Origin of the sequence: Micromonospora sp. NPDC048887, from assembly GCF_040649715.1 — a bacterium.
Taxonomy (GTDB): Bacteria; Actinomycetota; Actinomycetes; order Mycobacteriales; family Micromonosporaceae; genus Micromonospora.
Window position 1 is genome coordinate 14,864 of record NZ_JBEZGA010000012.1, and the last position, 24,053, is coordinate 38,916.

The 24,053-nt window shown below is 71.5% G+C and carries 20 protein-coding genes; 7 read left to right on the top strand and 13 right to left on the bottom strand.

What is annotated here, in order from left to right; genetic code table 11:
- Positions 1–7: 7 nt before the first annotated feature.
- From AB0C17_RS19175 to murJ, 7 genes are all read right to left on the bottom strand, one after another.
- Positions 8–1,168 carry an N-acetylmuramoyl-L-alanine amidase gene (locus AB0C17_RS19175; RefSeq protein WP_357382139.1) on the bottom strand — a complete coding sequence of 387 codons (1,161 nt, stop codon included), beginning with the start codon at positions 1,166–1,168 and terminating at the stop codon, positions 8–10.
- Between the two features lie 162 nt (positions 1,169–1,330).
- Positions 1,331–1,654, bottom strand: a complete 324-nt coding sequence (trxA, locus tag AB0C17_RS19180; protein ID WP_357382137.1) for a thioredoxin — start codon at positions 1,652–1,654, stop codon at positions 1,331–1,333.
- Between the two features lie 31 nt (positions 1,655–1,685).
- The gene (gene trxB / locus AB0C17_RS19185) at positions 1,686–2,639 is read right to left on the bottom strand and encodes a thioredoxin-disulfide reductase (RefSeq protein ID WP_357382135.1); all 954 of its coding nucleotides are present in this window, start codon (positions 2,637–2,639) and stop codon (positions 1,686–1,688) included.
- 176 nt (positions 2,640–2,815) lie between these two features.
- The gene (locus tag AB0C17_RS19190) at positions 2,816–3,757 is read right to left on the bottom strand and encodes a hypothetical protein (RefSeq protein WP_357470677.1); all 942 of its coding nucleotides are present in this window, start codon (positions 3,755–3,757) and stop codon (positions 2,816–2,818) included.
- Complete coding sequence (gene sigM / locus AB0C17_RS19195; protein ID WP_357470680.1) at positions 3,754–4,458, bottom strand: RNA polymerase sigma factor SigM; 705 nt, start codon at positions 4,456–4,458, stop codon at positions 3,754–3,756. The genes AB0C17_RS19190 and sigM overlap by 4 nt, the downstream gene beginning before the upstream one ends.
- Positions 4,459–4,501: 43 nt before the next feature.
- Positions 4,502–6,109, bottom strand: a complete 1,608-nt coding sequence (locus tag AB0C17_RS19200) for a protein kinase family protein (protein WP_355509490.1) — start codon at positions 6,107–6,109, stop codon at positions 4,502–4,504.
- Positions 6,110–6,518: 409 nt separating this feature from the next.
- Complete coding sequence (gene murJ / locus AB0C17_RS19205) at positions 6,519–8,261, bottom strand: murein biosynthesis integral membrane protein MurJ (protein ID WP_357382129.1); 1,743 nt, start codon at positions 8,259–8,261, stop codon at positions 6,519–6,521.
- Positions 8,262–8,393: 132 nt separating this feature from the next.
- Here murJ and AB0C17_RS19210 point away from each other — a divergent pair, with 132 nt between their 5' ends.
- Positions 8,394–9,854, top strand: coding sequence for a CCA tRNA nucleotidyltransferase (locus tag AB0C17_RS19210; protein ID WP_357382127.1), 1,461 nt, complete (start codon positions 8,394–8,396; stop codon positions 9,852–9,854).
- 54 nt (positions 9,855–9,908) lie between these two features.
- Here the strand turns inward: AB0C17_RS19210 and AB0C17_RS19215 are convergent, their stop codons facing one another.
- Positions 9,909–11,417: an SPFH domain-containing protein gene (locus tag AB0C17_RS19215; protein ID WP_357479637.1), complete on the bottom strand. Its 1,509-nt coding sequence runs from the start codon at positions 11,415–11,417 to the stop codon at positions 9,909–9,911.
- 25 nt (positions 11,418–11,442) lie between these two features.
- Positions 11,443–11,985, bottom strand: a complete 543-nt coding sequence (locus AB0C17_RS19220; protein WP_357382123.1) for a hypothetical protein — start codon at positions 11,983–11,985, stop codon at positions 11,443–11,445.
- A gap of 81 nt (positions 11,986–12,066) precedes the next feature.
- Here AB0C17_RS19220 and AB0C17_RS19225 point away from each other — a divergent pair, with 81 nt between their 5' ends.
- Positions 12,067–12,546, top strand: coding sequence for a methylated-DNA--[protein]-cysteine S-methyltransferase (locus tag AB0C17_RS19225; RefSeq protein ID WP_357479640.1), 480 nt, complete (start codon positions 12,067–12,069; stop codon positions 12,544–12,546).
- Positions 12,547–12,611: 65 nt separating this feature from the next.
- Here AB0C17_RS19225 and AB0C17_RS19230 read toward each other — a convergent pair whose 3' ends face one another.
- On the bottom strand, positions 12,612–13,691 hold the full coding sequence (locus tag AB0C17_RS19230; RefSeq protein ID WP_030499482.1) for an inositol-3-phosphate synthase: 1,080 nt from the start codon (positions 13,689–13,691) through the stop codon (positions 12,612–12,614).
- A 23-nt stretch (positions 13,692–13,714) separates the two neighbouring features.
- Positions 13,715–14,353 (bottom strand): PadR family transcriptional regulator, encoded by a 639-nt coding sequence (locus AB0C17_RS19235; RefSeq protein ID WP_357382118.1) that lies wholly within the window; start codon positions 14,351–14,353, stop codon positions 13,715–13,717.
- A gap of 176 nt (positions 14,354–14,529) precedes the next feature.
- On the opposite strand from AB0C17_RS19235, the gene AB0C17_RS19240 reads away from it, so the two are divergent.
- The 3 genes from AB0C17_RS19240 (at position 14,530) to AB0C17_RS19250 (ending at position 19,654) form a co-directional block, all read left to right on the top strand.
- Complete coding sequence (locus tag AB0C17_RS19240; RefSeq protein WP_357382116.1) at positions 14,530–14,976, top strand: DUF5318 domain-containing protein; 447 nt, start codon at positions 14,530–14,532, stop codon at positions 14,974–14,976.
- Positions 14,977–15,170: 194 nt separating this feature from the next.
- Entirely contained in the window at positions 15,171–17,978 is a 2,808-nt protein-coding gene (locus AB0C17_RS19245) for a transglycosylase domain-containing protein (RefSeq protein WP_357479643.1), read from the top strand.
- A gap of 119 nt (positions 17,979–18,097) precedes the next feature.
- Positions 18,098–19,654: a glycosyltransferase 87 family protein gene (locus tag AB0C17_RS19250; protein WP_357470690.1), complete on the top strand. Its 1,557-nt coding sequence runs from the start codon at positions 18,098–18,100 to the stop codon at positions 19,652–19,654.
- A 21-nt stretch (positions 19,655–19,675) separates the two neighbouring features.
- On the opposite strand, the gene AB0C17_RS19255 is transcribed toward AB0C17_RS19250, so the two are convergent.
- Both AB0C17_RS19255 and AB0C17_RS19260 read right to left on the bottom strand, forming a co-directional pair.
- Positions 19,676–21,730, bottom strand: a complete 2,055-nt coding sequence (locus tag AB0C17_RS19255) for a hypothetical protein (RefSeq protein WP_357382110.1) — start codon at positions 21,728–21,730, stop codon at positions 19,676–19,678.
- Positions 21,727–22,509, bottom strand: a complete 783-nt coding sequence (locus AB0C17_RS19260; RefSeq protein ID WP_357479646.1) for a deoxyribonuclease IV — start codon at positions 22,507–22,509, stop codon at positions 21,727–21,729. Before AB0C17_RS19260 ends, AB0C17_RS19255 begins: the two co-directional genes overlap by 4 nt.
- Positions 22,510–23,136: 627 nt before the next feature.
- On the opposite strand from AB0C17_RS19260, the gene rpsF reads away from it, so the two are divergent.
- The gene (rpsF, locus tag AB0C17_RS19265) at positions 23,137–23,427 is read left to right on the top strand and encodes a 30S ribosomal protein S6 (protein ID WP_013289357.1); all 291 of its coding nucleotides are present in this window, start codon (positions 23,137–23,139) and stop codon (positions 23,425–23,427) included.
- Positions 23,428–23,507: 80 nt separating this feature from the next.
- Positions 23,508–24,038, top strand: coding sequence for a single-stranded DNA-binding protein (locus tag AB0C17_RS19270; RefSeq protein ID WP_172967885.1), 531 nt, complete (start codon positions 23,508–23,510; stop codon positions 24,036–24,038).
- Positions 24,039–24,053: the final 15 nt, after the last annotated feature.

Consider the following 24,053-nt stretch of genomic DNA (forward strand, 5'->3'; position numbering starts at 1 on the left):
CCGCGGGTCAGTCGACGATGTTGCCGGCGGCGACGATCGCCCGCAGTTCGCTCACGTCGATCGAGCCGGTCGGCACGTCCCGCTCGATTGGCAGGTACATCCGCTGCACGCCGGCCACGATGGCTTCGACCACCCGGTCCCGGAAGCGCGGTTCGACGAGCCGTGCCCGGTCGTCAGGTGAGGTGAGGTAGCCGACCTCGACGCGTACCGCTGGCATCCGGGTGAGCCGGAGCAGCTCCCATGCCTTGGCGTGGGTACGGCAGTCACGCAGCCCGGTGCGGGCCACGATCTCCCGCTGCACGAGCCCGGCCAGGCGTTCACCGGTCGCCGAGGTGACGCCGTTGTCGGTGCCGTAGTGGTAGGTGGCCACCCCCTCGGCCTCCGGGTTGGCGTGCCCGTCGGTGTGCAGGGAGATGAACACGTCGGCACCGAGGGAGTTGGCGAGCTGGGCCCGGTCCGCGTCCGGCAGGCAGTCGCCGGGCGACGGGCCCCGGGTGAGCTGCACGCGTACGCCGGCGGCGGCGAGCCGCCCCTCCAGCCGGCTGGCCAGGTCGTGGACGAGGTCCGCCTCGGTCCAGCGCAGCGTGCCGTCGGGCACCACCACACCCGGGTCGGTGCCCCCGTGCCCCGGGTCGATCACCACGGTCCGCCCGACGAGCGCCGGCCCGGCCTGCCGGATGGCGTCGGACTCGCGCAGCCACTGCGGGCGTCCGCCGACCACCTTGCGGCCGAGGCGGCGCAACGCGTTGACGGTGTGCGGCCCGCACGAGCCGTCCGGTTTCAGGCCCATCTCCCGCTGGAACTGCGCCACCGCGCGGGAGGTGCGGATGCCGTAGATGGCGTCGGCGCGGCCCACGTCGTACCCCATCTCCAGCAGGCGTTCCTGGAGCGAGCGGACGTCCTCACCGGTCAGCGGCTCGGGCACGGCGTGGTACAGGGCACGGGCACCGAACCGCCAGCGGGCCGCGTCGAGCGCCCGCCAGGTCTCGGCGCCGACCCGCCCGTCGACGCTGAGGCCCCGGGACTGCTGGAAGGCCCGTACCGCGCGTTCGGTCTGGGCGTCGTAGTCGTCGCCCGCCGCCTCGGCGGGAAGCAGCTCCAGGCCGGCGAGGACGGTACGGATCTCGGCCACCGCCGGTCCCTGGTCACCGGGTCGGATCGGACGCACGACGACCCCCTCTGCACGGACGTTGGCGGACCGGAACTCCGACGGATGCTTACGGAGCGTACCGTGGCCGATACCCGACGGGTTCGTGTTCATGCAGGTCAGAAGCGCCGGAACCCCCGTCACCGGGTGGGGTGACGGGGGTTCCGGAGGGGTCGGTACGGCTCAGAGCGCCGACTCGATGAGCTTGACCAGCTCGCCCTTCGGCTTGGCACCGGCGATCGACTGCACCGGCTGGCCGTTCTTGAAGATGGTCAGCGTCGGCACCGACATCACCCGGTAGGCGCGGGCCGTCTCCGGGTTCTCGTCGATGTTCAGCTTGACGATGGTGACCTGGTCCTTCATCTCACCCGCGATCTCCTCCAGCAGCGGCGAGACCTTGCGGCAGGGGCCGCACCACTCCGCCCAGAAGTCGACCAGGACCGGCTTCTCGGACTGCAGCACGTCGCTGACGAAGCTGGCGTCCGTGACCGCCTTGGTTGCTCCCACTATGAACTCTCCTCCTCCGAACCTTGAACCCTCAGCCCTGGATGGTGGCGATGAACCGCTCGGCGTCCAGCGCGGCGGCGCAGCCGGTGCCGGCCGCCGTGATGGCCTGCCGGTAGGTGTGGTCGACCACGTCGCCCGCCGCGAACACGCCGGGCACGCTGGTACGGGTGCTGGGGGCCTGCACCTTCACGTATCCCTCGTCGTCCAGCTCCACCTGGTCGCGGAACAGCTCGCTGCGCGGGTCGTGCCCGATCGCCACGAACACACCCGTGACGTCGAGCACCTTGCTCTCGCCGGTGTGCACGTTGCGCACCCGTACGCCGTTGACCTTGCCGTCGTCGCCGAGGATCTCCTCGACCACGGAGTTCCACTCGACCTTGATCTTCTCGTTGCCCAGCGCCCGGTCGGCCATGATCTTGCTGGCGCGGAACGAGTCACGGCGGTGGATGATCGTCACCGACTCGGCGAACCGGGTGAGGAAGCTCGCCTCCTCCATCGCCGAGTCGCCGCCGCCGACCACCACGATGTGCTGGTTGCGGAAGAAGAAGCCGTCACAGGTGGCGCAGGACGACACGCCGTGGCCCAGGTATTCCTGCTCGCCCGGCACGCCCAGCGGACGCCAGGCCGAGCCGGTGGAGAGGATCACGGCGCGGGCCCGGTAGGCGGTCTCGCCCACCCAGACGGTGCTCACCGCGTCGGAGCCGATCTCGCCGGTGTCCTTCAGCTCGACCCGGGTCACGTCGTCGGTGAGGAACTCGGCGCCGAAACGCTCGGCCTGCTTGCGCATGTTGTCCATCAGCTCGGGGCCGAGGATGCCGTCGGCAAAACCGGGGAAGTTCTCCACCTCGGTGGTGGTCATCAGCGCGCCACCCGACTGCACGCCTTCGATCACCAGCGGCTTCAGGTTCGCACGCGCGGCGTAGACCGCCGCGGTGTAGCCGGCCGGACCGGAGCCGATGATGATCAGGTTGCGGACCTCGTCCACTGCCGTCTCCCGATGTGTGTGTTCGTCACCGGCCGCACCGATGTCGATCCCGGATGCCGACCGCTCAGGGGCGCCGGCGCCTGACTTGCAGAACGTCATCGTACGAAGCGGGGATTCCCGAGCCGGTCATCCGGTGGGTCAGGTCACGTGGCGGGACAAGCGTCGTGACCGCGTCCTCACCCTACCCGCGTCCGGAACCGGGTGTCCGCGCCGGACCCGGGTACCCCGCACTCCGGCCCGCTCACCCAGCCCCAGCGGGCACCACTCGCGTCCGCGAACGTCACCACGAGCGCCGGAGCGCCACCGAACCGGGCGTAGTCGACCATGTCCACGCTCAGCGGCGTGGCGCCGTGCTCGGTCCCGATCGCGGTGAGGCACGCGGCCAGTGTCTCGGGCCGGACCAGCCGGTCCAGCCCGCCGAGGACGCTGAGGCGCTGATCGTCGCGGGACAGGGGCGTCTCCGCGCCGTCCTTCGCCGCGCCGGACGGCCCGGCCATGTCCCCCGGCATCGACTTCGCCATGGCGGGCACACGGCCGGCGGCGAGGCGTTCCGGGGTCCAGTCGGTGTCGCTGCGCACTGCCGGCCCGGTGGTCCGGTACGGCGCGGCAGCCATCGGCGCTGCCTCCCCGCCGGCCCGGTCGGCCGCACCGCCGTCGCCCGGGCCCGCCAGCCGGCCGACACCGAGTCCCACCGCCGCGACCGAGGCCGCCGCCAGGGCCACCGGCCCGGCGATGCGGGCCCAGCGCCGGGGACGACGGCCGGGACCGCCGGGCCGGCCGGTACGGGGGGCCGTGCCGGGTGGCCGGCTCGTGCCGCCGGACTGCGCCGGCACGACCGGCGTACCCTCACGCAGCGCCGGTCCGGCCCCGGAGAGCGCCGCCGTGATCCGGTCGGTCACCGCCTGTGGCATCTCCGGCGCGGGGGCCGCGGCCCAGCCGGCCAGGTCGGCGCGGACCAGGTCGACCGCGTCGGCGAGATTCTCGTACGCGGCCCGCCAGGCCGGGTCCTGCTCGACCAGCCGCGCCACGGTGGCCTGCTCGGGGGTGCCGTCCAGCGCCCCGCCGAGGTAGTCGGCGAGCAGGTCGTGATCGACCTCGCTGAACTCCCGGGAAGTCACGGCTCCTCCTGGCTGACGGCCTGACGGGAAGCTCCCGACGAGGATCCGACGCCCTCGGGACGCCGGCGGTTCCCGGGAGTGAGCCGCGGCACGTCACCGGCCGGAGCGTCGGTGCCGGTCCGCAGGTGCCCGAGCAGCACGGCGAGACGTGCCCGGCCCCTGGCGCACCGGCTCTTGACGGTGCCCTCCGCGACCCCGAGCACGGCGGCGGCCTCGGCAACCGGGTAGCCCTGCACGTCGACCAGGACCAACGCGGCCCGCTGTTCCGCGGGCAGTGCGGCGAGCGCCTGCCGGACCACGAGCGCGGTGTCGTGGTCGCGGGCCGGCGCGGCGGGTTCCGGACCGCCGGTGTGCCGGCCCGGCTCGCCGTCGGTGTGCACACCGTCGGGCAGCGGGACGGTGGCGTGGGTCTGACGCCGCCGGATCCGGTCCAGGCAGGCGTTCACCACGATGCGGTGCAGCCAGGTGGTGACCGCCGAGTCGCCCCGGAACCGGGCCGCCGCGCGGTGCGCCGACAGCATGGCGTCCTGGAGGGCGTCGGCGGCCTCCTCGCGGTCGCCGATGGTCCGCAGCGCGACCGCCCAGAGCCGGTCCCGGTGCCGCTGGAACAGCTCGGTGAAGGCGGTCCGGTCCCCGGCCGCGTGCGCCCGCAGCAGCTCCAGGTCGGAGCGGCCGGGCTGCGCGCCGTCGCGTTCCGCCATCACCACGTCCGGCGGTGGTGGCGCGGCGGGGACGGCGGCCGGGTCACGAGCCCTGGACCACGATCTCCTGGACGCCGAGCTTCCAGCCGTTGCCGTCTTCCTTCTTCGGCAGCTTGGTGATCCAGAACAGCAGGTACTGGTACTTCTGGTCCGGCTCGAAGGCGTTGAAGATCATTTTCGTGCCGCCGTCCTCGTTCGGCGGCCCGATCAGCGTCGAGTAGGCGTTGATGAGCTGCTTGTCGCCGGCGGAGCTGGACGGGAAGTCGCCGCGGGCGCCGGTGCGCAGCTCGACCGTGGCTCCGGTGGCCGAGAGCGTGGCCTCCAGCTGCTTGACCGAGTGCGGGGCGCCCAGGTCGATCCAGACACCCATGCCCTTCTTGACCCCGCTGAACTTGCCGCTGTCGCGGTAGCTGTTGGTCTCCCAGCCCTCGTCGTCGTCCCCGTCGATGACCTTTTCGGCGTTGCGCACCTCGGCGCGGTCGCCGTCCGGGTCGATGATCCGTACGTCCTGGATGGTGAGCTTGCGGACCTGCGCGGCGGGTTCGGCCCCGCCGCCGGTGGCGGGCGCGCTGTTCGACGGCTGGGCGACCGGCTCCTTGTCGCCGTCGTCGCCACCGAGCGCGTTGATGCCGATGAGCAGCCCGACCAGGGCCACCGCCAGCAGACCGGCGATGCCGATGGCGACCTTGCGCCCGCCGGCGGCGGCCAGCGGGGAGGGCTCCTCGCCGGGTTCGGCGGTGAAGCGCAGCGGGCCGGCCTGCTCCAGGAACTGCTCGTCGGCAGGGATGTCGAGCCGGCTCAGCTCGGCGGCCAGCACGTCCGACGACGGCGGGGGGATCTCCGGGTCGAGCAGGTCCATGGTGAGGTCGTCGAGGTAGGCCGGCACCCCGGCGCGCATCTGCCGGGGCGCGGCGATGGAGCCGCCGGCGTCCCGGACGGCGTCCGGCAGGGCGGCGCGGCCGTGCCCGGCGGTGGCGCCGTGCAGCGGGGCCTCGCCGTGCGGCCAGTGCCCGGTCAGGGCGAAGTAGAGCACCCCGCCGACCGCGCGCAGGTCGTTCTCCTGGCTGTCCGCCCCGTCGGTACGCGCGTCGGCGAGCACCACCCGGCCGTCGTCGCTGATCATCACGGTGCCGGGGTGCAGGTTGCCGTGCACCATCCCGGTGGCGTGCACGGCGGCGAGGGCGCTGGCGACGGCGTTGCCGATCGCGGTGGCCCGCGCCGGATCGAGCGGCCCGTCGGCGGCGACCAGCTCGCGCAGCGACTGCCCGTCGACCCACTCGCGGACCACGTAGGCCCGGTCGTCCTCGTCGATCGCGTCGTAGACGCCGACCAGGTTGGGGTGGATGACGCGGCTCGCGGCGACGGCGGCCTGGAGCATCTCGGTGGCGGAGTCGCCACCCGGGTAGCGGAGAACCACGGCGACGGGACGGCGCAACACCACGTCGACACCGCGCCAGACCAGCCGGCCCGCGCTGTCGTTGTTGATGTGCTCGACCAGCTCGTACCGCTCGGCGAGCAGCTCACCGACCGTGGGAGCACCGAGGGTCACGTCCGCAGGAGTGGTCTCCTCCGCTTCCTGACCCTCGCCGACCTGGGTCACCCGTCCTCCCTCGGTGATCGCGTCGATCGATGGACCCGTGCTGCTGGGCATGTGGCTTCCCGCTCTGCCTTTGGTGGAACGGCCGGCGGTCTCGACGCCGCGTCGATCCCGGTCGTACCCGTCGAGAGCGACCTTACCCGGGATGCCCGGTTCTCCGACATGTCATCTTCCCGCTGTGACCGGCCGGAAGGCCAGTCGCCACGGGCCCCGGCCGGGTCACCCGCCCACCCGGCGGGCGAGCCGGACACGCACCGCCAATCTAGAGGTTGACGGCAACGAGGCGGCACAGGGGCGTACCGGTGCGGCGGCGGACTGGTTTTCCCCGCCCCGGCCTGCGCTCCCTCGTCCGTACGGTTGGTTGTCCACAGGCCGAGAGGCCCAGTGGACGGGGGAATTCCGAGTTATCCACAGCCGTATCCCCAGGCTGGTGATCCTCGTTCACCGTCGGTCACCGGAGACGTCAACGACCGAGGCGGCGCCGGACCATCCCGACCACCTCGGTGATCTCGCCGATCCGCAGCACCATGGCGAGTCCGAGATAGGTCGCGCCGATCGCCGCGCCGCCGATTACCAACTGCACCGCGGCGGCGAGCCAGCTCAGGTTCGCCGGGTCGCCGGGGAGCACCGCGACCACGAGCAGGCCGACGACCGCCGCGCCGAGGGCAGCCACGACCACCCGGCCGAGCGTCCGCATGATCCCGCCCAGCCCGATCCGGCCGACCCGGGGCCGCAGCAGCATCGCCGAGATGATCGCCGCCGCCAGGTACGACACGGCGTTGCCCAGCATCATCCCGGCCGCCGCGAACGTGTTCGAGAAGAGCAGGAACAGGCCAACCTGGAGCAGAACTCGCAGGATCACCACCGGGATGTTGACCAGAGCCGGGGTGCGGGTGTCCGGCAGCGCGTAGAACGCGAAGGTGAAGAGCTGACTGACCGCGAACGGCACCAGGCCGAGCGCCGCCACCAGCAGCACAGTCGAGGTGGCCACCGCGTTGTCGCCGGTGAACGCGCCGTACCGGAAGACCACCACCGAGATCGGGGCGGCCAGCACCGCGTAGCAGACCGCGATGGGTGCGAGCACCGCGCTGACCATCCGGGTGCCGCGGGACAGGTCGGCGGTGACGTCGCCGAACCGGTTCTCGGCGGCGGCGGCGCTCATCCGGGGCATCAGCGCGGTGATGATCGAGACCGCGATGATGCCGTGCGCCATCATCAGCAGCAGGAAGACGTTGTTGTAGATCAGCAGGCCGGCGTTGTCGCCGCCGGCCGCCCGGGTGAGCAGGTTGACCACCACGAAGAGGCCGAGTTGGTTGACCCCGACGTAGCAGAACATCCAGCCGCCGAGCCGGGCCAGCTCGCTCAGGCCGAGGGCGCGGAAGTCGAACCGCCACTTCCACCGGAAGCCGACCTTGCGCAGCGCGGGCAGCAGGCCGGCGGTCTGGACCGCGACGCCGAGCAGCGTGCCACCGCCGATGAGCAGGATCCGGTCCCAGCCCATCTCGCCGGGCTCGATGATCTTGGCGCCGAAGACCGCGATGTAGAGCCCGCAGACGCCGATCACCACGAGGTTGTTCAGGATCGGTGCCCACATCGGGGCGGCGAAGTGCCCGCGCGTGTTCAGCACCGCGGCGATCAGCGCGCTCACGCCGGTGAAGAACAGCATCGGCAACATCAGGTACGACAGGCCGGTGACGAGGTTCTGATAGTTGTCGTCCTTGCCGCCCGCGTAGATGGCGGTCAGCACCGGTGCGCCGATCATCGCGATCAGCGCGACGGCGGCGAGGGCCAGCACGGCCAGCGTGAGCAGCCGCTGGGAGTACGCCTCACCCCGGTCGGGGTCCGACTTGCGCCGCCGGACCAGCACCGGGATCAGCACGCTGGTGAGCACGCCGCCGAGCAGGAACTCGTAGACCTGGTTCGGCAGGAAGATGGCGGTGGTGAAGGCGTCACCGACCAGCGCGCCACCGAGCGCCGCGCCGATCATCAGGTTGCGGATGAAGCCGGTGCCGCGGCTGACCAGGCTGCCGATCGCCATCACCGCGCTGTTCGCCGCGGCACTGGTCTCGGCGACCACCTCCTGTGGCGGCGCGACGGCCTCGGCGCCGGGCTGGTTCAGCGGCTCGGCCGAGATGAAGGTGGCGCCGTCGTCCGGCGGCAGGCCGCCGCCGTGCGCGTTCGCGCTGCGGTAGAGCCCGCCGCTCATCTGCCAGCCTCCAAGGGGTACGTGGCGACCGGGCCCGGCCGGCCCCGCCCAACCGGAACCTTAGTCAACCCGGGCCCGTTACCCGCGCCCGGCGCGGTCGATCCACCCCCGGCCCGATAGGCTGGCGATCCCATGTCCGAAGCCTCCGCCTCCCACGCCGCCGATCGCCGCGAGCTGACCGCCGCGCAGCGCAACGCCGTCGCCGAACTGCTCCGAGTCTCACCGGTCGCCGACGAGCTGGGCCGGCGCTTCGCCCGGGCCGGTCACGAACTGCACCTGGTGGGCGGATCCGTCCGCGACGCGCTGCTCGGCCGCCTCGGCAACGACCTCGACTTCTGCACCGACGCCCACCCCGACGAGACGATCAAGGTGATCCGCGGCTGGGCGGAGTCGATCTGGGAGACCGGACGCGAGTTCGGCACCATCGCCTGCCAGCGCGACGGCCTCAACCTGGAGATCACCACGTTCCGGGCGGAGGTCTACGACCAGGTCAGCCGCAACCCGGTGGTGCAGTACGGCACCAGCCTCACCGAAGACCTCAAGCGTCGCGACTTCACTGTCAACGCGATGGCGGTCAGCCTTCCCGATCACCGGTTCACCGACCCGTACGGCGGGCTCGCCGACCTGGCCGCGAAGATCATTCGTACCCCCGGGACGCCGCAGGAGTCGTTCCGCGACGACCCCCTGCGGATGCTGCGCGCGGCCCGGTTCGCCGCCCAGCTCCGCTTCGCCGTCCACCCGGACGTCCGCGCGGCGATGGCCGAGATGGCCGGCGACCTGGACCGGATCACCGCCGAGCGGATCCGGGACGAGTTCACCAAGCTGCTCTGCGGTGCCGACCCGATCACCGGGCTGCGCCTGCTCGTCGACACCGGCCTGGCCGAGCGCTTCCTGCCGGAGCTGACCGGCCTGAAGCTCACCATCGACGAGCACGCCCAGCACAAGGACGTCTACGAGCACACGCTCACGGTGGTCAGCAACGCCATGTCGCTGGAGACCGACGGCTGCGACTTCGTGCTGCGGATGGCCGCTCTGATGCACGACATCGGCAAGCCGGCCACCAAGGCGGTCGGCGCGGACGGCCGGGTCAGCTTCCACCACCACGAGGTGGTCGGCGCCCGGCTGACCAAGAACCGGATGAAGGCGCTGCGCTACTCCAAGGAGATCACCTCCCAGGTGGTCAAGCTGGTCGGTCTGCACCTGCGCTTCTACGGGTACGGCCGGGGCGAGTGGACCGACTCGGCGGTGCGCCGGTACGTCACGGACGCCGGCGACCTGCTGTCCCGGCTGCACAAGCTGACCCGGTCCGACTGCACCACCCGCAACCGGCGCAAGGCCGCCCAGCTCGCGGCCGACTACGACGCGCTGGAGGAGCGGATCGCCCGGATCGCCGCCGAGGAGGACCTGGCCCGGGTCCGGCCCGACCTGGACGGCAACGCGATCATGGAGCTGCTCGGCGTACCGCCGGGGCCGGTGGTCGGCCGCGCCTGGCAGCACCTCAAGGAGCTGCGTCTGGAGCGCGGCCCGCTCGACCGCGACGAGGCCGAGGCGGAGCTGCTGCGCTGGGCGCGCGACGAGGGTATCACCGGCTGAACCACAGCACGACGCCCGCCGGCTCCCCGAGGGGAACCGGCGGGCGTCGTCGTGTCACTGGGTGACGGTGCTGCCGTCCACGGTGGCCTTGCCGTTGGGCTGCGCGCTGCTGCCCAGCCGCGCCAGCAGACCGGCCAGGTCGATGCCGGTCAGGTCGCTGCCGAGCTGGAGACCCTGGGCGACGTTGCCGGCCACGGACTTGGTCAGCGACGACGCGCCGTCGGTGGAGATCACCGTCATCTTGTCGATCGCGCCGATCGGGGCGCTGGCCGCGCCGACCACCTCGGGCAGCACCTTGACCAGCAGGTCCAGCACGGCTGCCTCGCCGTACGCGGCGAACGCCTCGGCCTTGCGGGCCATCGCGTCGGCCTCGGCCTGACCCTTCGCCAGGATGGCCGCCGCCTCGGCCTGGCCCTCCCGCTCGACCGCCTCGGCGATCGCGGAACGACGGCGCTGCTCCGCCTCGCCCTCCTTGGCGCCCTCGATCGCGTTCGCCTCGGCCAGCGCGGCCCGGCGGGCCCGCTCGCCCTCACCGGTGAGGCGGGCCTGCTCGGCGGAGGCCTGCGCGGCGGCGATGGTGGCCTGGCGCTGCGCGTCGGCGTTGAGCACCGCCGCGTTGCGGTTCGCCTCGGCCTCCTGCTCGACCTTGTACCGGGCGGCGTCGGCCGGCTTGCGGACCTCGGTGTCGAGCTGGCGCTGCTTCAGCTCGGCGTTGCGCTCGGCAACCTTCTGCTGTTCGGAGAGGATCGCCTGGTCCCGCTCGGCCTGCGCGAGCGGCCCGGCCGCGGCCGACTTCGCCTTCGCCGCGTCGATCTCGGCCTGGATGCCGGCCTGCTTGAGCGACAGGTTCCGGTTCGCCTCGGCGATCGCCTCCTCGGCGAGCAGCCGCTCCTGCTCGGCCTGCTGGCGGGCCCGCGCCTCGGCGATGGCCGCGTCCTTGAGCACCCGGGCGGCCTCCGGCCGGCCCAGGTCCTGGAGGTAGGAGCCCTCGGCCAGGATGTCCTGGAGCTGGAACGTGTCGAGCACCAGACCCTGGTTGGTCATCGAGTGCTCGGCCTCCTCGGCCACCGCGCTGGCGAATGCCGCCCGGTCCCGGATGATCTCCTCGACGGTGAGCCGCCCGACGATCGAGCGGAGCGCGCCGGCGAGCACCTCGCGGGTGAAGTTGTCGATCTCCTCCTGCTGGTTCAGGAAGCGCTGGGCGGCGGCACGGATCGCGTCCTCGGTGCCACCCACCTTGACGATCGCGACGCCGTGCAGCTCGGTGCGGATGCCCTGCTTGCTCACCGCGCCGCGGATGCTGACGTCGATCCGGCGGCTGGACAGGTCGAGCGACTGGAGCTTCTGCACCACCGGCAGGACGAACACCGAGGCGCCGAGCACGACCTTCTGCCCGGACATGTCGGTGGCCCGGCCGCCGTCGGCGGTCTGGGTGGTGCGGCCCTTGCGGCCGGTGACGATGAACGCCTGGTTCGGCCCGGCCACCTTGATCCGGGACAACACGAAGAGGACGAGGACGACGGCGAGGAGGACCGCGCCGCCGATGGCGACGAGCAGGGGCATGGATGATCCCGTCTGTGTGGTGGTGTCAGTAGGTCTCGACGTGCACGCTGGTCTCGCTCAGTGCTTCGACCACGAAGATCTGGGCGCCGACCGGGATCGCCTGGTCGGCACGGGCGTTGAGTTTCACCGGCTGGCCGGCGAGGCGTACCCGCACCTCCCCGTAGCCGCCGCTGGGGATCGGCGTCACCACCAGCCCGATCGCGCCGGCGAGGTGGTCGCGGGTGGGGGTGGCGTCGGTGCGCATGTTGCGGGCCGCGCGGCTCAGCCGCGCCGCCAGCCACGCGGTGGGCACGGCGGCCAGCGCGCCGCCGGCCACCGCCGCCGCGATCATTCCGGGGGTACGTCCGCCGAGCAGCTCGTTGACGATCGCGCCGCCGAAACCGAACGCCCCGGTGAACCCGGCGGCCGCCTCCAGCGACACCGGCCCGTCGACGTCCGGCTGGCCGAGGTGGAGCACTCCCGAGCCGAGCAGGGCGAGGGTCAGCACGCCGACCCCGATCCCGCCGATGATCAGGAAGATGAGCGTCCCGGTGGCCATGACCTGCACAGTATCGACGCCGTGCAACATCGACTTCGCTCAGCGGTCGTCCGGTCCGCCTCCGGAGAGCCGGTCGCGGGGGATGTCGGCGTGGGCGGGACAATGGGTGGCATGCGCTGGACCGTGCTCGACTCGCCGATCGGGGAGTTCTCCGTCGGCACCGACGGCGACGCGGTGCGCGGCGCGCACTTCGGCCGGGTGGACGGGGCGGCCGACGACCCCGGCGACGCGGTGGCCCGGCTGGCGGTGGCGGAGCTGCGGGCGTACTTCGCCGGTGAGCTGACCGGGTTCACAGTGCCGGTGTCGGCCCCGCGCGGCTCGGAGTTCGAGCGCGCGGTCTGGCGGGAGATGACCCGCATCCCCTACGGCGAGACGAAGACCTACGGCGAGGTGGCGAAGGCGGTCGGCGATCCCGGCGGCGCCCGGGCGGTCGGGGTGGCCTGCAACCGCAATCCGGTGCCGGTGATCGTGCCCTGTCACCGGATCGTCGGCGCGGGCGGCAAGCTCGTCGGCTTCGGCGGGGGACTGCCGCGCAAGGTGACGCTGCTGGAGCTGGAGGCGGCCGTGGCGCTGCGGCGCGCCTGGTCCTGACGTACGAGAAGAAGGAAGGCCGGGTCCGCGCGGACCCGGCCTTCCTTCTTCTGCTTCTCGGCGCGTCAGCGCTCGATCTCGCCGGCGATGAACGCCTCGACGGCGGCGTGCGCGTCGTGGTCGGCGTACTGCTCCGGCGGGGACTTCATGAAGTACGAGGAGGCGGAGAGGATCGGGCCGCCGATCTTGCGGTCCAGCGCGATCTTCGCGGCGCGGACGGCGTCGATGATGACACCGGCCGAGTTCGGCGAGTCCCACACCTCGAGCTTCAGCTCCGCGTTGAGCGGGGTGTCACCGAAGGAGCGCCCCTCCAGGCGGATGTACGCCCACTTGCGGTCGTCCAGCCACGGCACGTGGTCGGACGGGCCGATGTGCACGTCGCTCTTCTGCATCTCGTGCGGGATCTGCGAGGTCACCGACTGGGTCTTCGAGATCTTCTTCGAGACCAGGCGGTTGCGCTCCAGCATGTTCATGAAGTCCATGTTGCCGCCGAAGTTGAGCTGGTACGTGCGCAGCAGCTCGACCCCGCGGTCCTCGAAGAGCTTCGCCAGGGCGCGGTGCACGATGGTGGCACCGACCTGGCTCTTGATGTCGTCGCCGACGATCGGCAGGCCGGCGTCGGTGAACTTCTTCGCCCACTCCGGGTCGGAGGCGATGAAGACCGGCAGGGCGTTCACGAACGCGCAGCCGGCGTCGATCGCGGCCTGGGCGTAGAACTTGTCGGCCTCCTCGGAACCCACCGGGAGGTAGGAGACGACCACGTCGACCTGGGCGTCGCGCAGCGCCTGCGCCACGTCGACCGGCTTGGCGTCCGACTCCTCGACGATTTCGCGGTAGTACTGGCCGAGACCGTCGAAGGTCGGGCCGCGCTGCACGGTGACGCCAGTCGGCGGCACGTCGCAGAGCTTGATCGTGTTGTTCTCGCTGGCGACGATCGCCTCCGCGAGGTCCATGCCCACCTTCTTGGCGTCCACGTCGAACGCCGCGACGAACTTCACGTCCGAGACGTGGTAGTCGCCGAAGGTGACGTGCATGAGACCCGGGACGCGGTCGTTCGGGTCGGCGTTCCGGTAGTACTCCACGCCCTGTACGAGGGACGAGGCGCAGTTACCCACACCGACGATGGCGACGCGGACGGAGCCCATAGCGTCTGCCTCCTTCTTCTTCATCACGGCCGCTCTTTCCTGGACGTTCCAGGCGTGGGCGGGCTGTCGTTGTCTCCTCGGCCACCGGCCGTCCCGGGTCGCGGGTCGGCGGGGGCCCGGCCGGAGCGCTCGTTGGCGATGAGCTCCTCCAGCCAGCGGACCTCGCGCTCACAGGCGTCGAGCCCGTGGCGTTGCAGTTCCAGGGTGTACGCGTCGAGCCGCTCGGCTGCCCGGCCGAGCACGTCACGAAGGCCTTCGCGACGCTCCTCGATCTTGCGGCGACGACCTTCCAGGATCCGGAGCCGGGTGGCCTGGTCGGTCCGGGCGAAGAACGCGAAGTGCACGCCGAAGCCCGTGTCGTCGTACGTCTCGGGTCCAGCCTGCGCTATGAGCTGGGCGAAGCGTTCCTTGCCCTCCGCGGTAATGGTGTAGACCACCCGACCGCGTCGGCTGGTCAGCGCGGGAACCTCCTCGGCGGTCGCGGGTGCCTCAGCGGCCTCGGTGATCCATCCGGCCGCCTGTAGCCGGCGCAGGGTCGGATAGAGCGAGCCGTAGCTGATCGCCGCCCGGATGGCCCCGAGTTTGGCGGTCAGCTCCTTGCGCAGCTCGTAGCCGTGCATCGGCGCCTCCTGCAGGAGGCCGAGGATGGCGAGCTCGAGCACGGGCCGTCCCCTCTTTCCCCCCTGCGCGGACCACTAACCACCGCGATGTATCGGACCGATACATCGCACGTTAGCGGAGAGGTGAGGGTGGGGCAAACCCCCTGCTTACGCGACGCGGCCGTCACACCTCGTGACCATGGTCGCCTGGGTTCGCCGGAGCGCGTACCCTTTGCCGCATGCGTACGCAGCGCCAGGTCGTCGACTACTCGCTTCAGAAGCGGGCTGTGCTGCGTGAACTGCTCGCCGGGCGGGTCGGCACGTACGACGTCTGCGACGCCTCGCCGTACCTGAAGAACGCTGCTCGTTTCCACGGCGAGCCGACCGACCACCGCTGCCCGATCTGCCGCAGCGAGAACCTGATCCACGTCCACTACATTTACGGTGACGAACTCAAGCAGTCGGCCGGCCAGGCGCGTACCCGGGCCGAGTTGCCCGTCCTGGCCATGACGCTGCGTGAGTTCCAGGTGTTCGTGGTGGAGGTCTGCCCCGGCTGTGACTGGAACCATCTCGTCGAGCAGTTCCTGCTCGGCCGGGACGGTCTCACGGGCGAGGCGGAGGACGCGGACGACTCGGTCGCGGCCAACGGCTCCACCCCTCGGCGAAGGCGAGAGGCGCAACGGTGAACGCGGCTGTCCCGATCGCTGCCGGCCCATTCCCCGGGCGGCAGGAGCGACAGCCCTTAAGCGTAATTGGTCCGAATAGGTCGGATTTGGCGGGCGCGCGCCGGTATCACCGGCGGGTAGCGTCCCGTGTTCCAGCTCACGGCAACCCGGTGGCGGCGCCCCCGCGTCCCACCGCGACCGGCAGGGTGTGAGGAATGAACTACGGCGATCCCAGTTCTTCGCGTGCGCGAGCCCAGATCCCGGGCCCGAACGGCGACCCCGGTTCCGACAGGAGCCGGGGCGGGAACGGTTGGTCCGGCGCTGCGGACGGCGGCGCCTCGGCGCGAGCCTCCGTGACACCGTACGGCGCGGGCGGCCGGGCCCCGGTCGGCGGCGTCGCTCCGGCGCCACGCGGAGCGTCCGGATCGGCCTCGGTCGGCCGGGCCGGCGCGGGCCGCGCCTCGGTACCGGTGTCGCCGGCACCGGGCGGGCGCGCGGGCGCCGGTCGTGCGTCTGTGCCGGTCTCACCGGCCGCTCCGGCCGGGCGTGCCTCGGTGGGCGCGGCGAGCGTGGGCGCGGCCGCCGTCGGCGGGCGGGCAGGCGTGGGCGGGCGCGCGAGCGTCGGCGCCGCGGCGGTCGGAGGCCGTGCCCGGGTGCCCGGCCCCTCCGGTGGCGGTCCCGGTGGTCCCGGTGGTCCGACCGGCCCCGGCCGGGGTGGCCGCGGTGAGGACCCGGCGCGCGCCAAGAAGCGCCGCCGGATCAACATCCTGATCGCCGGCTTCGCCGTGTTCATCATGCTCGCCGGCATCGGCGTGGTGAGCTTCACCTGGTACTCCACCAAGGTGGTGCTCCCGGAGGACACCATCCCGCCGCTGTCCACCACCATCTACGACTCGAGCGGCAAAGAGGCCATCGCCCGGATCGGCGACCAGAACCGGCAGCTCGTCACCATCGACCAGATCCCGGAGCACGTCCAGCACGCCGTCGCCGCGGCGGAGGACCGGAACTTCTACCGGCACTCCGGTGTGGACTACAAGGGCATCGCCCGGGCCGCGTGGAACAACCTCACCGGCGGCGACAAGCAGGGCGCCTCGACCATCACCCAGCAGTACGCGCGCAACGCGTTCGAGAACCTGAACCAGGACACGTACGGCCGCAAGGTGAAGGAGGCGATCCTCGCCTCCAAGCTGAACGACAAGTACGACAAGCGCGTGATCATGCAGCACTACCTGAACGTCATCTACTTCGGCCGCGGCGCGTACGGCATCCAGGCGGCGTCGCAGACGTACTTCAAGAAGAACGCCAAGGACCTGAACGTGGCCGAGGCCGCGGTGCTGGCCGCCCTGATCAAGCAGCCGGAGCCGAGCGCCACCCACCAGGGCTACGACCCGGCGATCAACCAGACGGCCGCGCTGGACCGGTGGAACTACGTGATCAACGGCATGATCACGGAGAAGTGGCTCGATGCGCCGAACATGCCGCCGCACCCCACCGAGTACCCGAAGAACATCGCGAAGCCGTCGAAGAACAGCGGCGGCGGATTCGGCATCGACACCCCGTACGGCAACGTCGTCAACTACGTCTCGCAGGAACTGCGCGAGATGAAGCTCTGCACCGACAACGAGGCCGAGGTGACCGAGAAGAAGCCGCTCTGCGCCAAGGCGCTGAGCCGGGGTGGTTACAAGATCACCACCACGATCAACAAGAAGATGCAGGAGGCGGCGCTCGCCGCGGCACAGCGGGCCAAGAAGGGCTCCGAACTCGCCGGCCAGCCGTCGAACCTGATGGCCGCCGTGGTGGCGATCGACCCGAAGACCGGGCGTGTGCTCGCCTACTACGGCGGCGACAACGGCACCGGCACCGACTACGCCGGGAAGAACGTGGACAACGGCGTCGTCAGCGGTGGCCACTCACCGGGGTCGAGCTTCAAGATCTACACGCTCGCCGCGGCGCTGAAGGAAGGCATCTCGATCAAGTCCCGCTGGAAGGGCTCGGCATTCACCCCGAAGGACACCAAGTTCAAGGTCAGCAACGCCGGCGCGGACAAGGTCTCCTGTGGTGACTCCTGCACGCTCGAACTGTCGACGCTCAAGTCGCTGAACGTGCCGTTCTACTACATCACCGAGAAGATCGGCCCGGACAAGGTGCTCGACATGGCCAAGCAGGCCGGCGTCACCACCATGTGGCAGACCGACACCAACCCGGCCAAGGCGCACGACCTGACCAAGGCGGACCCGAAGGACCTGGCGCCGTCGCCGTTCTTCCACGTCATCGGCTACGGCCAGTACCCGATCACCGTGCTCGACCACGCCAACGGCGTGGCCACCTTCGCCAACCAGGGCGTTTACCACAAGGCGCACTTCATTCGCAAGGTGGAGAAGCAGAACCCGGACACCGGCAAGTGGGACACGGTCGGCGGGGAGAAGCTCAAGGGGCAACAGCGGATCGACAAGGACGTCGTCGCCGACGTGACGTCCGTGCTGAAGCAGTACCCGGGCCAGATCAACAAGCGCCTCGAAGAGGGCCGGCAGGTCGCCGAGAAGACCGGTACCTGGGAACTCAACGACAAGACGTCAAGCAACGGCGACGCCTGGATGATCGGCTACACACCGCAGCTCGCCACCGCCGTCTGGGTCGGCAACAAGGCCGACCGCAAGGCGATCAAATACAAGGACGGCCGGGACATCAGCGGTGCCCGGATGCCGGGTGACATCTTCCAGCGCTTCATGAACGACGCGCTCAAGGGCAAGGACAAGGAAGAGTTCCCGCCCGCGGCCAACGTCGGCGAGGACGACACCGGCAACGGCGAGGCCCCGGCGCCGCCCCCGAACGAGCCCGGCCAGCCTGGCCAGAACTGCGACCCGCTGGGCCTGTTCTGCCCCGGGGGCACGCCCGGCGGTGGCACCCCGGGCGGTGGCACCCCGGGCGGGGGCGGGCTCCCCGGCGGCGGCGGACGTCCTGGCGGTGGCGGCGGTGGCGGCGGCGGGCTGCTACCGAGCACTCCACCGGCACGACAGAACTGACGCGTACCACCCGACGGCGGCGGCCGGACCTCGGTCCGGCCGCCGCCGCGTTTCGCGTACCGGAATTTCTCCGCGCGCGACGGGACGGCGACCCCCGGTGTACGGCAGGATGCGTCTTCATGAGCACCCAGTCGCCCGCAGGCATCGATGAGCCCGGCGCGTCCGAGGCGGCGCCACGATCCGCAGAGACGGTGGACCACCCGTCCCGCTCGGACTGGTTCGTTCGCGGTGCCTCCGGTCTGATCGGCGGGCCACTCGGCGACCACGCCGCCGCCCTGGACCGGCCCGCCGACCGCGAGAGCCGGTTCTGGACCGCCGGCCGGATCGTGCTGGCGCTCGTCTGCCTCACGCTGGCTCTGCACTGGGTGCAGAAGTCGCCCTGCCAGGACGGCGCCTGGCAGAACAACGTCCAGTACACCCGGATGTGCTACACCGACGTGCTGGCGCTCTACTACGCCGAAGGGCTCAACGAGGGCAAGGTGCCCTACGCCGACCACCCGGTGGAGTACCCGGTGCTGACCGGCTACTTCATGGGCGCCCTCGGCCTGCCGGTGCACGCCCTCGGCAGCGACAACCCCACCATCAACCAGGGGCAGTGGTTCTACAACCTGAACGCGCTGGTGCTCGGCGCGCTCGCCGTCGCCACCGTCGCCGTGATCCTCAGCCTGCGCCGACGACGACCCTGGGACGCCGCCCTGTTCGCGCTCTCCCCGGCGCTCGTGCTCACCGCCACCGTCAACTGGGACCTGCTCGCCATCGGCCTGGCCGCGTTCGGTCTGCTGGCCTGGGCACGCGCCCGACCCGACCGGTACGGGATGCTGCTGCCCGCAGTGGCCGGAGTCCTCATCGGACTGGGCGGTGCGGCGAAGATGTGGCCGCTGTTCCTCCTCGGGCCGATCCTGGTGCTCGCGTTGCGCGCCGACAAGCTGCTGGCCGGGCTTGTCGCCACGACGACCGCCCTGGTGACGCTCGTGGCCGTGAACCTGCCGGTGGCGATCCCCTACCGGGAGAACTGGGAACGCTTCTTCGACCTGAACACCACGCGCCCGATCGACTGGGGCACGCTCTGGTACATCGGCCGCTACCTGGACGGCCGGATCAGCCCGTCCTCGCCGGGCGAACTCGGGCCGTTCGAGTGGCTGAACGCCAACATCCCCACCCTCAACTGGCTGTCGTACCTGCTCTTCGGACTGGCCTGCCTCGGCGTGGCCGGGCTGGCGCTGCTCGCGCCGCGCCGCCCTCGCCTGGCCCAGCTCGCCTTCCTGGTGGTCGCCGCGTTCCTCATCTTCAGCAAGGTGTGGTCCCAGCAGTTCGTGCTCTGGCTGCTGCCCCTCGCGGTGCTCGCCCGGCCGCGCTGGGGCGCGTTCCTGGCCTGGCAGATCGCCGAGGTCTGCTACTTCGCCGCGTTCTACGGCGAACTGCTCGGCACCGCCATGTCCCGGCCGGTCTTCCCCGAGGGCGTCTTCGTGCTGGCGTCGAGCCTGCGGCTGATCACCGTCGTGGTGCTCTGCGGGTTCGTGATCCGGGACGTCCTGCGGCCCGAACTGGACGTCGTCCGGCACACCTACGCCGACGACCCGGACGGCGGGGTGCTCGACGGCGCCCCCGACGCGCCCTGGCATCAGCGGTGGCGGGCGCGTGCCGCCGAACGATCCGACGAACCCGTCCCGGTGTGACCGAGACGGTCGTGTTCCGGTCTACAGCCGGAACACGACCGCCTCGCCGTGCTGCTCGCGGGTCACTCCCGGCGTGTCGACCGGCCGGTCGAGCATCCCCTCCCACGGGGTGCCCGCCAGTTCGTCGCGCAACACGACCACGTTCTTCACGCCGATCTGCCGCAGGTAGTCGACGCTCGCGTAGTCCGGGAAGCTCACAGTCGCCTCCCGGATCTGCGCCTGGGAGCGCGGCGTGAAGCCACTGCCGCCGTTGACCATCGGCTGGAACCGGTCGGTCGACCAGAGCATCACCGGCTGGTCCAGGTTCTGGCTGCTCGGCAGCACCAGCATCGGGCCGTCCACAGTGCGCAGCGCCGCCGGCTGCCGCGGCACCACCGGCTGCGGCGTGGCGTTCAGCCCTTCGACGAGCACCAGCGCCAACGGCAGCAGCGTGGCCAGGCGCAGCCACGGGCCCGGCCACGGCGGCACCCGCTCGGCGGCCAGCTCGCGTACCCGCATGCAGAACGCGGTGACCGCGCCCGCCGCGAGCAGGCCCAGCAGCAGCGTGGCCCAGAGCATCATCCGGCCCGGCGTCCGCAGCCCGCTCCAGCCCGGCAGGTAGTCGAACAACGGCACGTAGGTGAACCGGCCGCCGAAGAACCGCGTTCCCATGGCCAGCGCCATCGTCACGAGCACCCCGGCGAGCAGGAAGATCCGGTGCCGGACCCGCCAGACCGAGAAGAACAGGCCACCGGCGGCGAGCGCGTAGAGCGCGAAGCCCGGCAGCAGCGTCATCTCCGGATGCCAGGGCAGCACGGCGCGGGCGCCCTCGTGCAGCCCGCCCCAGACGCGCGACTCGGCCGGCGCGGTGAAGAACCCGCTCGCGGGTGGTGAGTAGAGCCCGATGTCGCCGAGTGTCCGCTCCGCGTTCGGGTGCAGCTCGGCGACCTTGAAGTAGGGCACCGCCAGCGCCGCGCCCACCGCGGCGAAGGCGAGCCCGCCGAACACGTCCGCCAGGAACAGCCGCCGGCCGAACGGACGCCTCACCCGGCGCCGCCGTACGAACCACAGCACCACCGAGACCAGCACGGCCCCGGCCAGCATGTACGCGAACGGCAGCCCGATGCCGAAGCCGAGGCTGAGCTGCCACGCGGCCACCAGCCACCCGGCGAGCGCCCAGCCCGCGTGCCGGCGACGCGGCCGGTAGCCGTACCGCAGCGACCAGCCGTGACCCCGGGCCAGCATGGCCAGTGCCAGCGGGATGCCCCCGTTGGAGATGATGTGCAGGTGTCCCGCCTGGGCCAGCAGCCACGGCGCGTAGGCGAAGCTCGCCCCGGCCACCGCACCGCCGATGCGGCCCGCGCCGAGCTGCCGGGCCAGCGCGTACGCGCCGAACGCGGCGAGCGCGTGGGCCAGCACGAACATGATGTTGTAGCGCAGCACGGCGTGCTCCGGGCCGACCCCGATCAGGCCGGCCGGGGCGTACCCGAGGAGCGTGTCGGAGAACGCGAAGCTCCAGTTCTCCGGATAGAACGCGTTGGCGTGCCACAGCATCGCCGGGTCGGTACGCAGGATGTGCCCGGACCACGCCATCTGCCACGCCTGCAGGCTCGGGTCCCAGTAGTCCTGCGGCAGCGTGTGCCGCGGATAGCGCAGCGTGGGCCACGTCATCGCCGCGGCCAGCGCGAGCGCGGCGACGGCGGCGAGCGTCCACTCGTGCGCCAGGAAGCGGCCGACCGCGCGGATCGCCCGGCGTGGCCGGCCGAGCACCGGCTCCGGCGCCGGCCCGAACGCGGACCAGGGGTCGGTGGGCTTGTCGCCGTCCGTACCCGCTGTGTTCTCGTCCCCGGCGTCGGCACTCTCGCCGTCATCGGCGGTGCCGGCGTCGCCGTCGTCCGGCCGGGCGTCGTCCCTGTCGGCGGCGGCCCCGTCCCGGACCCCGGCGGTCTTGTCGGCCCCGGCGGTTTCCGTGTCGGCCTCGCCGGGCAGGGCTGCCCCGGCCGTGTCATCCGGCCGGTCCGGCGCGTTCGTGCCGTCGTCCGGCCGGTTCTCGGCGCGGGACCGGCGGCCGGTCGTGCCGGACTGCTCGGTCGTCACGCCGTCGCGCCCAACTGCCCCCGCAGGAACGCGATGTCGGCGGCCTGGCCCTCGACGCCGCCGGGGGTCTCCACGATCACCGGTGCGCCGGCCGCGCGGATCACCGCCACCAGCAGTTCCGGGTCGATGGTGCCGCCGGTGAGGTTGTCGTGCCGGTCCTGGCCGGAGTTGAACGCGCCCTTGGAGTTGTTCGCGTGGATCAGGTCGATCCGGCCGGTGATCGCCTTCACCCGGTCGACCAGGCCCAGCAGTTCCTCGCCGCCCGCGTACGCGTGGCAGGTGTCCAGGCAGAAGCCGACCTCGTAGTCGCCGAGCGCGTCCCAGAGCCGGGCCAGGGAGTCGAGGTGCCGGGCACAGGCGTTGTCACCGCCGGCGGTGTTCTCGATCAGCACCGGCAGCGGGAAGCCGCCGGAGTCCGCCGCGTACGCGAAGGTCTTGCGCCAGTTGTCGAAGCCGACGGCGACGTCGTGGCCGGCGTTGACGTGGCCGCCGTGCACGATCAGCCCGCTGGCCCCGACGTCGGCCGCCGCGGCGGCGTGGGCGAGCAGCAGCTTGCGGCTGGGGATGCGGATGCGGTTGTTGAGCGTGGCCACGTTGATCACGTACGGCGCGTGCACGTAGAGGTCGATGTCGGCGGAGCGCAGGCGCTCGGCGTCCTCGCGTGGCTTCGGGGCCTTCCAGCCCTGCGGGTCGGCCAGGAAGAACTGGACCGCCTCGGCCTGCCGTGCGGTCGCCTCGGCCAGCGGGTCGGTCGGATCGACGTGGGCTCCGATTCGCATGCTGGGCAGCCTACGTCGCGCCTGCGACGGTCGGCGCGCTCGCGCGGGGTGCCCGGCGGGTCGGACGCGTCACCACCGGGCCCGGCGGTCGTTGTCCGAGATGGGATCGATGGTCGACGCTCCGCCCGAACGTGGTCCACAGCACGGACGGGCGAGGGTGGACCCCCGGCAACGGGACGCCCCGCCGTGCGGCCCGGCGCGACGGGGCGGGATCCGCTCGTCATTCCGGTACGGGAGACCAGCAGTCGGACCAATTCTTCCATTTACCCCAAGTGGTGACGAGAGCCATTGTATGGTCAGACCAGGTGACAACACGATAAAGCTCCGCGGGGCGTCTTCGATCCAACCTCATCGGTGTGGTCGTTCCTCCCCAGGTCCCACCCAAGGAATGCGGACGGGACGCCCCGCGGTCTCGTGGACAGGGGTCCACCTCTCATCCGGAGGTGGACCCCTGTCACGCATCCGGCGCACCGGGGCCACCGGCCCGGCCATGATCGTCCGGACCGGCTATCCTGGTGCGGTTGTCCGTGTCCGGCCGGGTTCCCCCGGCACCGGCCGCGGCAGCGACGCACGACCTCCTGCCACGGAAGGACCGTGGCCGCTTAGCCCACAGGAGGTGAGCACGTCTTGCGTCATTACGAAGTAATGGTGATCCTCGACCCCAGCCTCGAGGAGCGCACCGTCGCCCCGTCGCTCGACACGTACCTGAACGTGATCCGGACCGCGGGTGGCTCGGTGGAGAAGACCGACGTGTGGGGCCGCCGGCGCCTCGCGTACGAGATCAACAAGAAGGCCGAGGGCATCTACGCCGTCATCGACCTCCAGGCGACGCCGGAGGCCGTTGGCGAGCTGGACCGTCAGCTCCGACTCAACGAGTCGGTGCTGCGCACCAAGGTCATCCGTCCGGAGATGCGCTGAGCATCTAGACCCGGCACGTCCGGATCAAGCCTCATCCACGCTGTCGTACGGCTCTGAGAGCCTGTACGGCACAACGATGAGTGCGCGAGGAGATGGTCATGGCAGGAGACACCACCATCACGGTCATCGGCAACCTGACCGATGACCCCGAGTTGCGATTCACCCCCTCCGGCGCGGCGGTCGCCAAGTTCCGGGTCGCTTCGACGCCCCGCTTCATGGACAAGGCCTCCGGCGAGTGGAAGGACGGCGAGCCGCTGTTCCTCTCGTGCACGGTCTGGCGCCAGGCCGCCGAGAACGTCGCCGAGTCGCTGCAGCGCGGCGCTCGCGTGATCGTGTCCGGCCGGCTGCGTCAGCGGTCGTACGAGACCCGTGAGGGTGAGAAGCGCACCGTCATCGAGCTGGAGGTCGACGAGATCGGCCCGTCGCTGCGCTACGCCACGGCGAAGGTGCAGAAGATGTCCCGCTCCGGTGGCGGTGGCGGCGGCTTCGGTGGTGGTGGCGGCCAGGGTGGCGGCGGAGGCAACTTCGACGACCCCTGGGCCTCTGCTGCCCCTGCCCCCTCCCGCGGTGGTTCGGGCGGCGGAAACTTCGACGAGGAGCCCCCGTTCTGATGGCGCCGAGCGCCC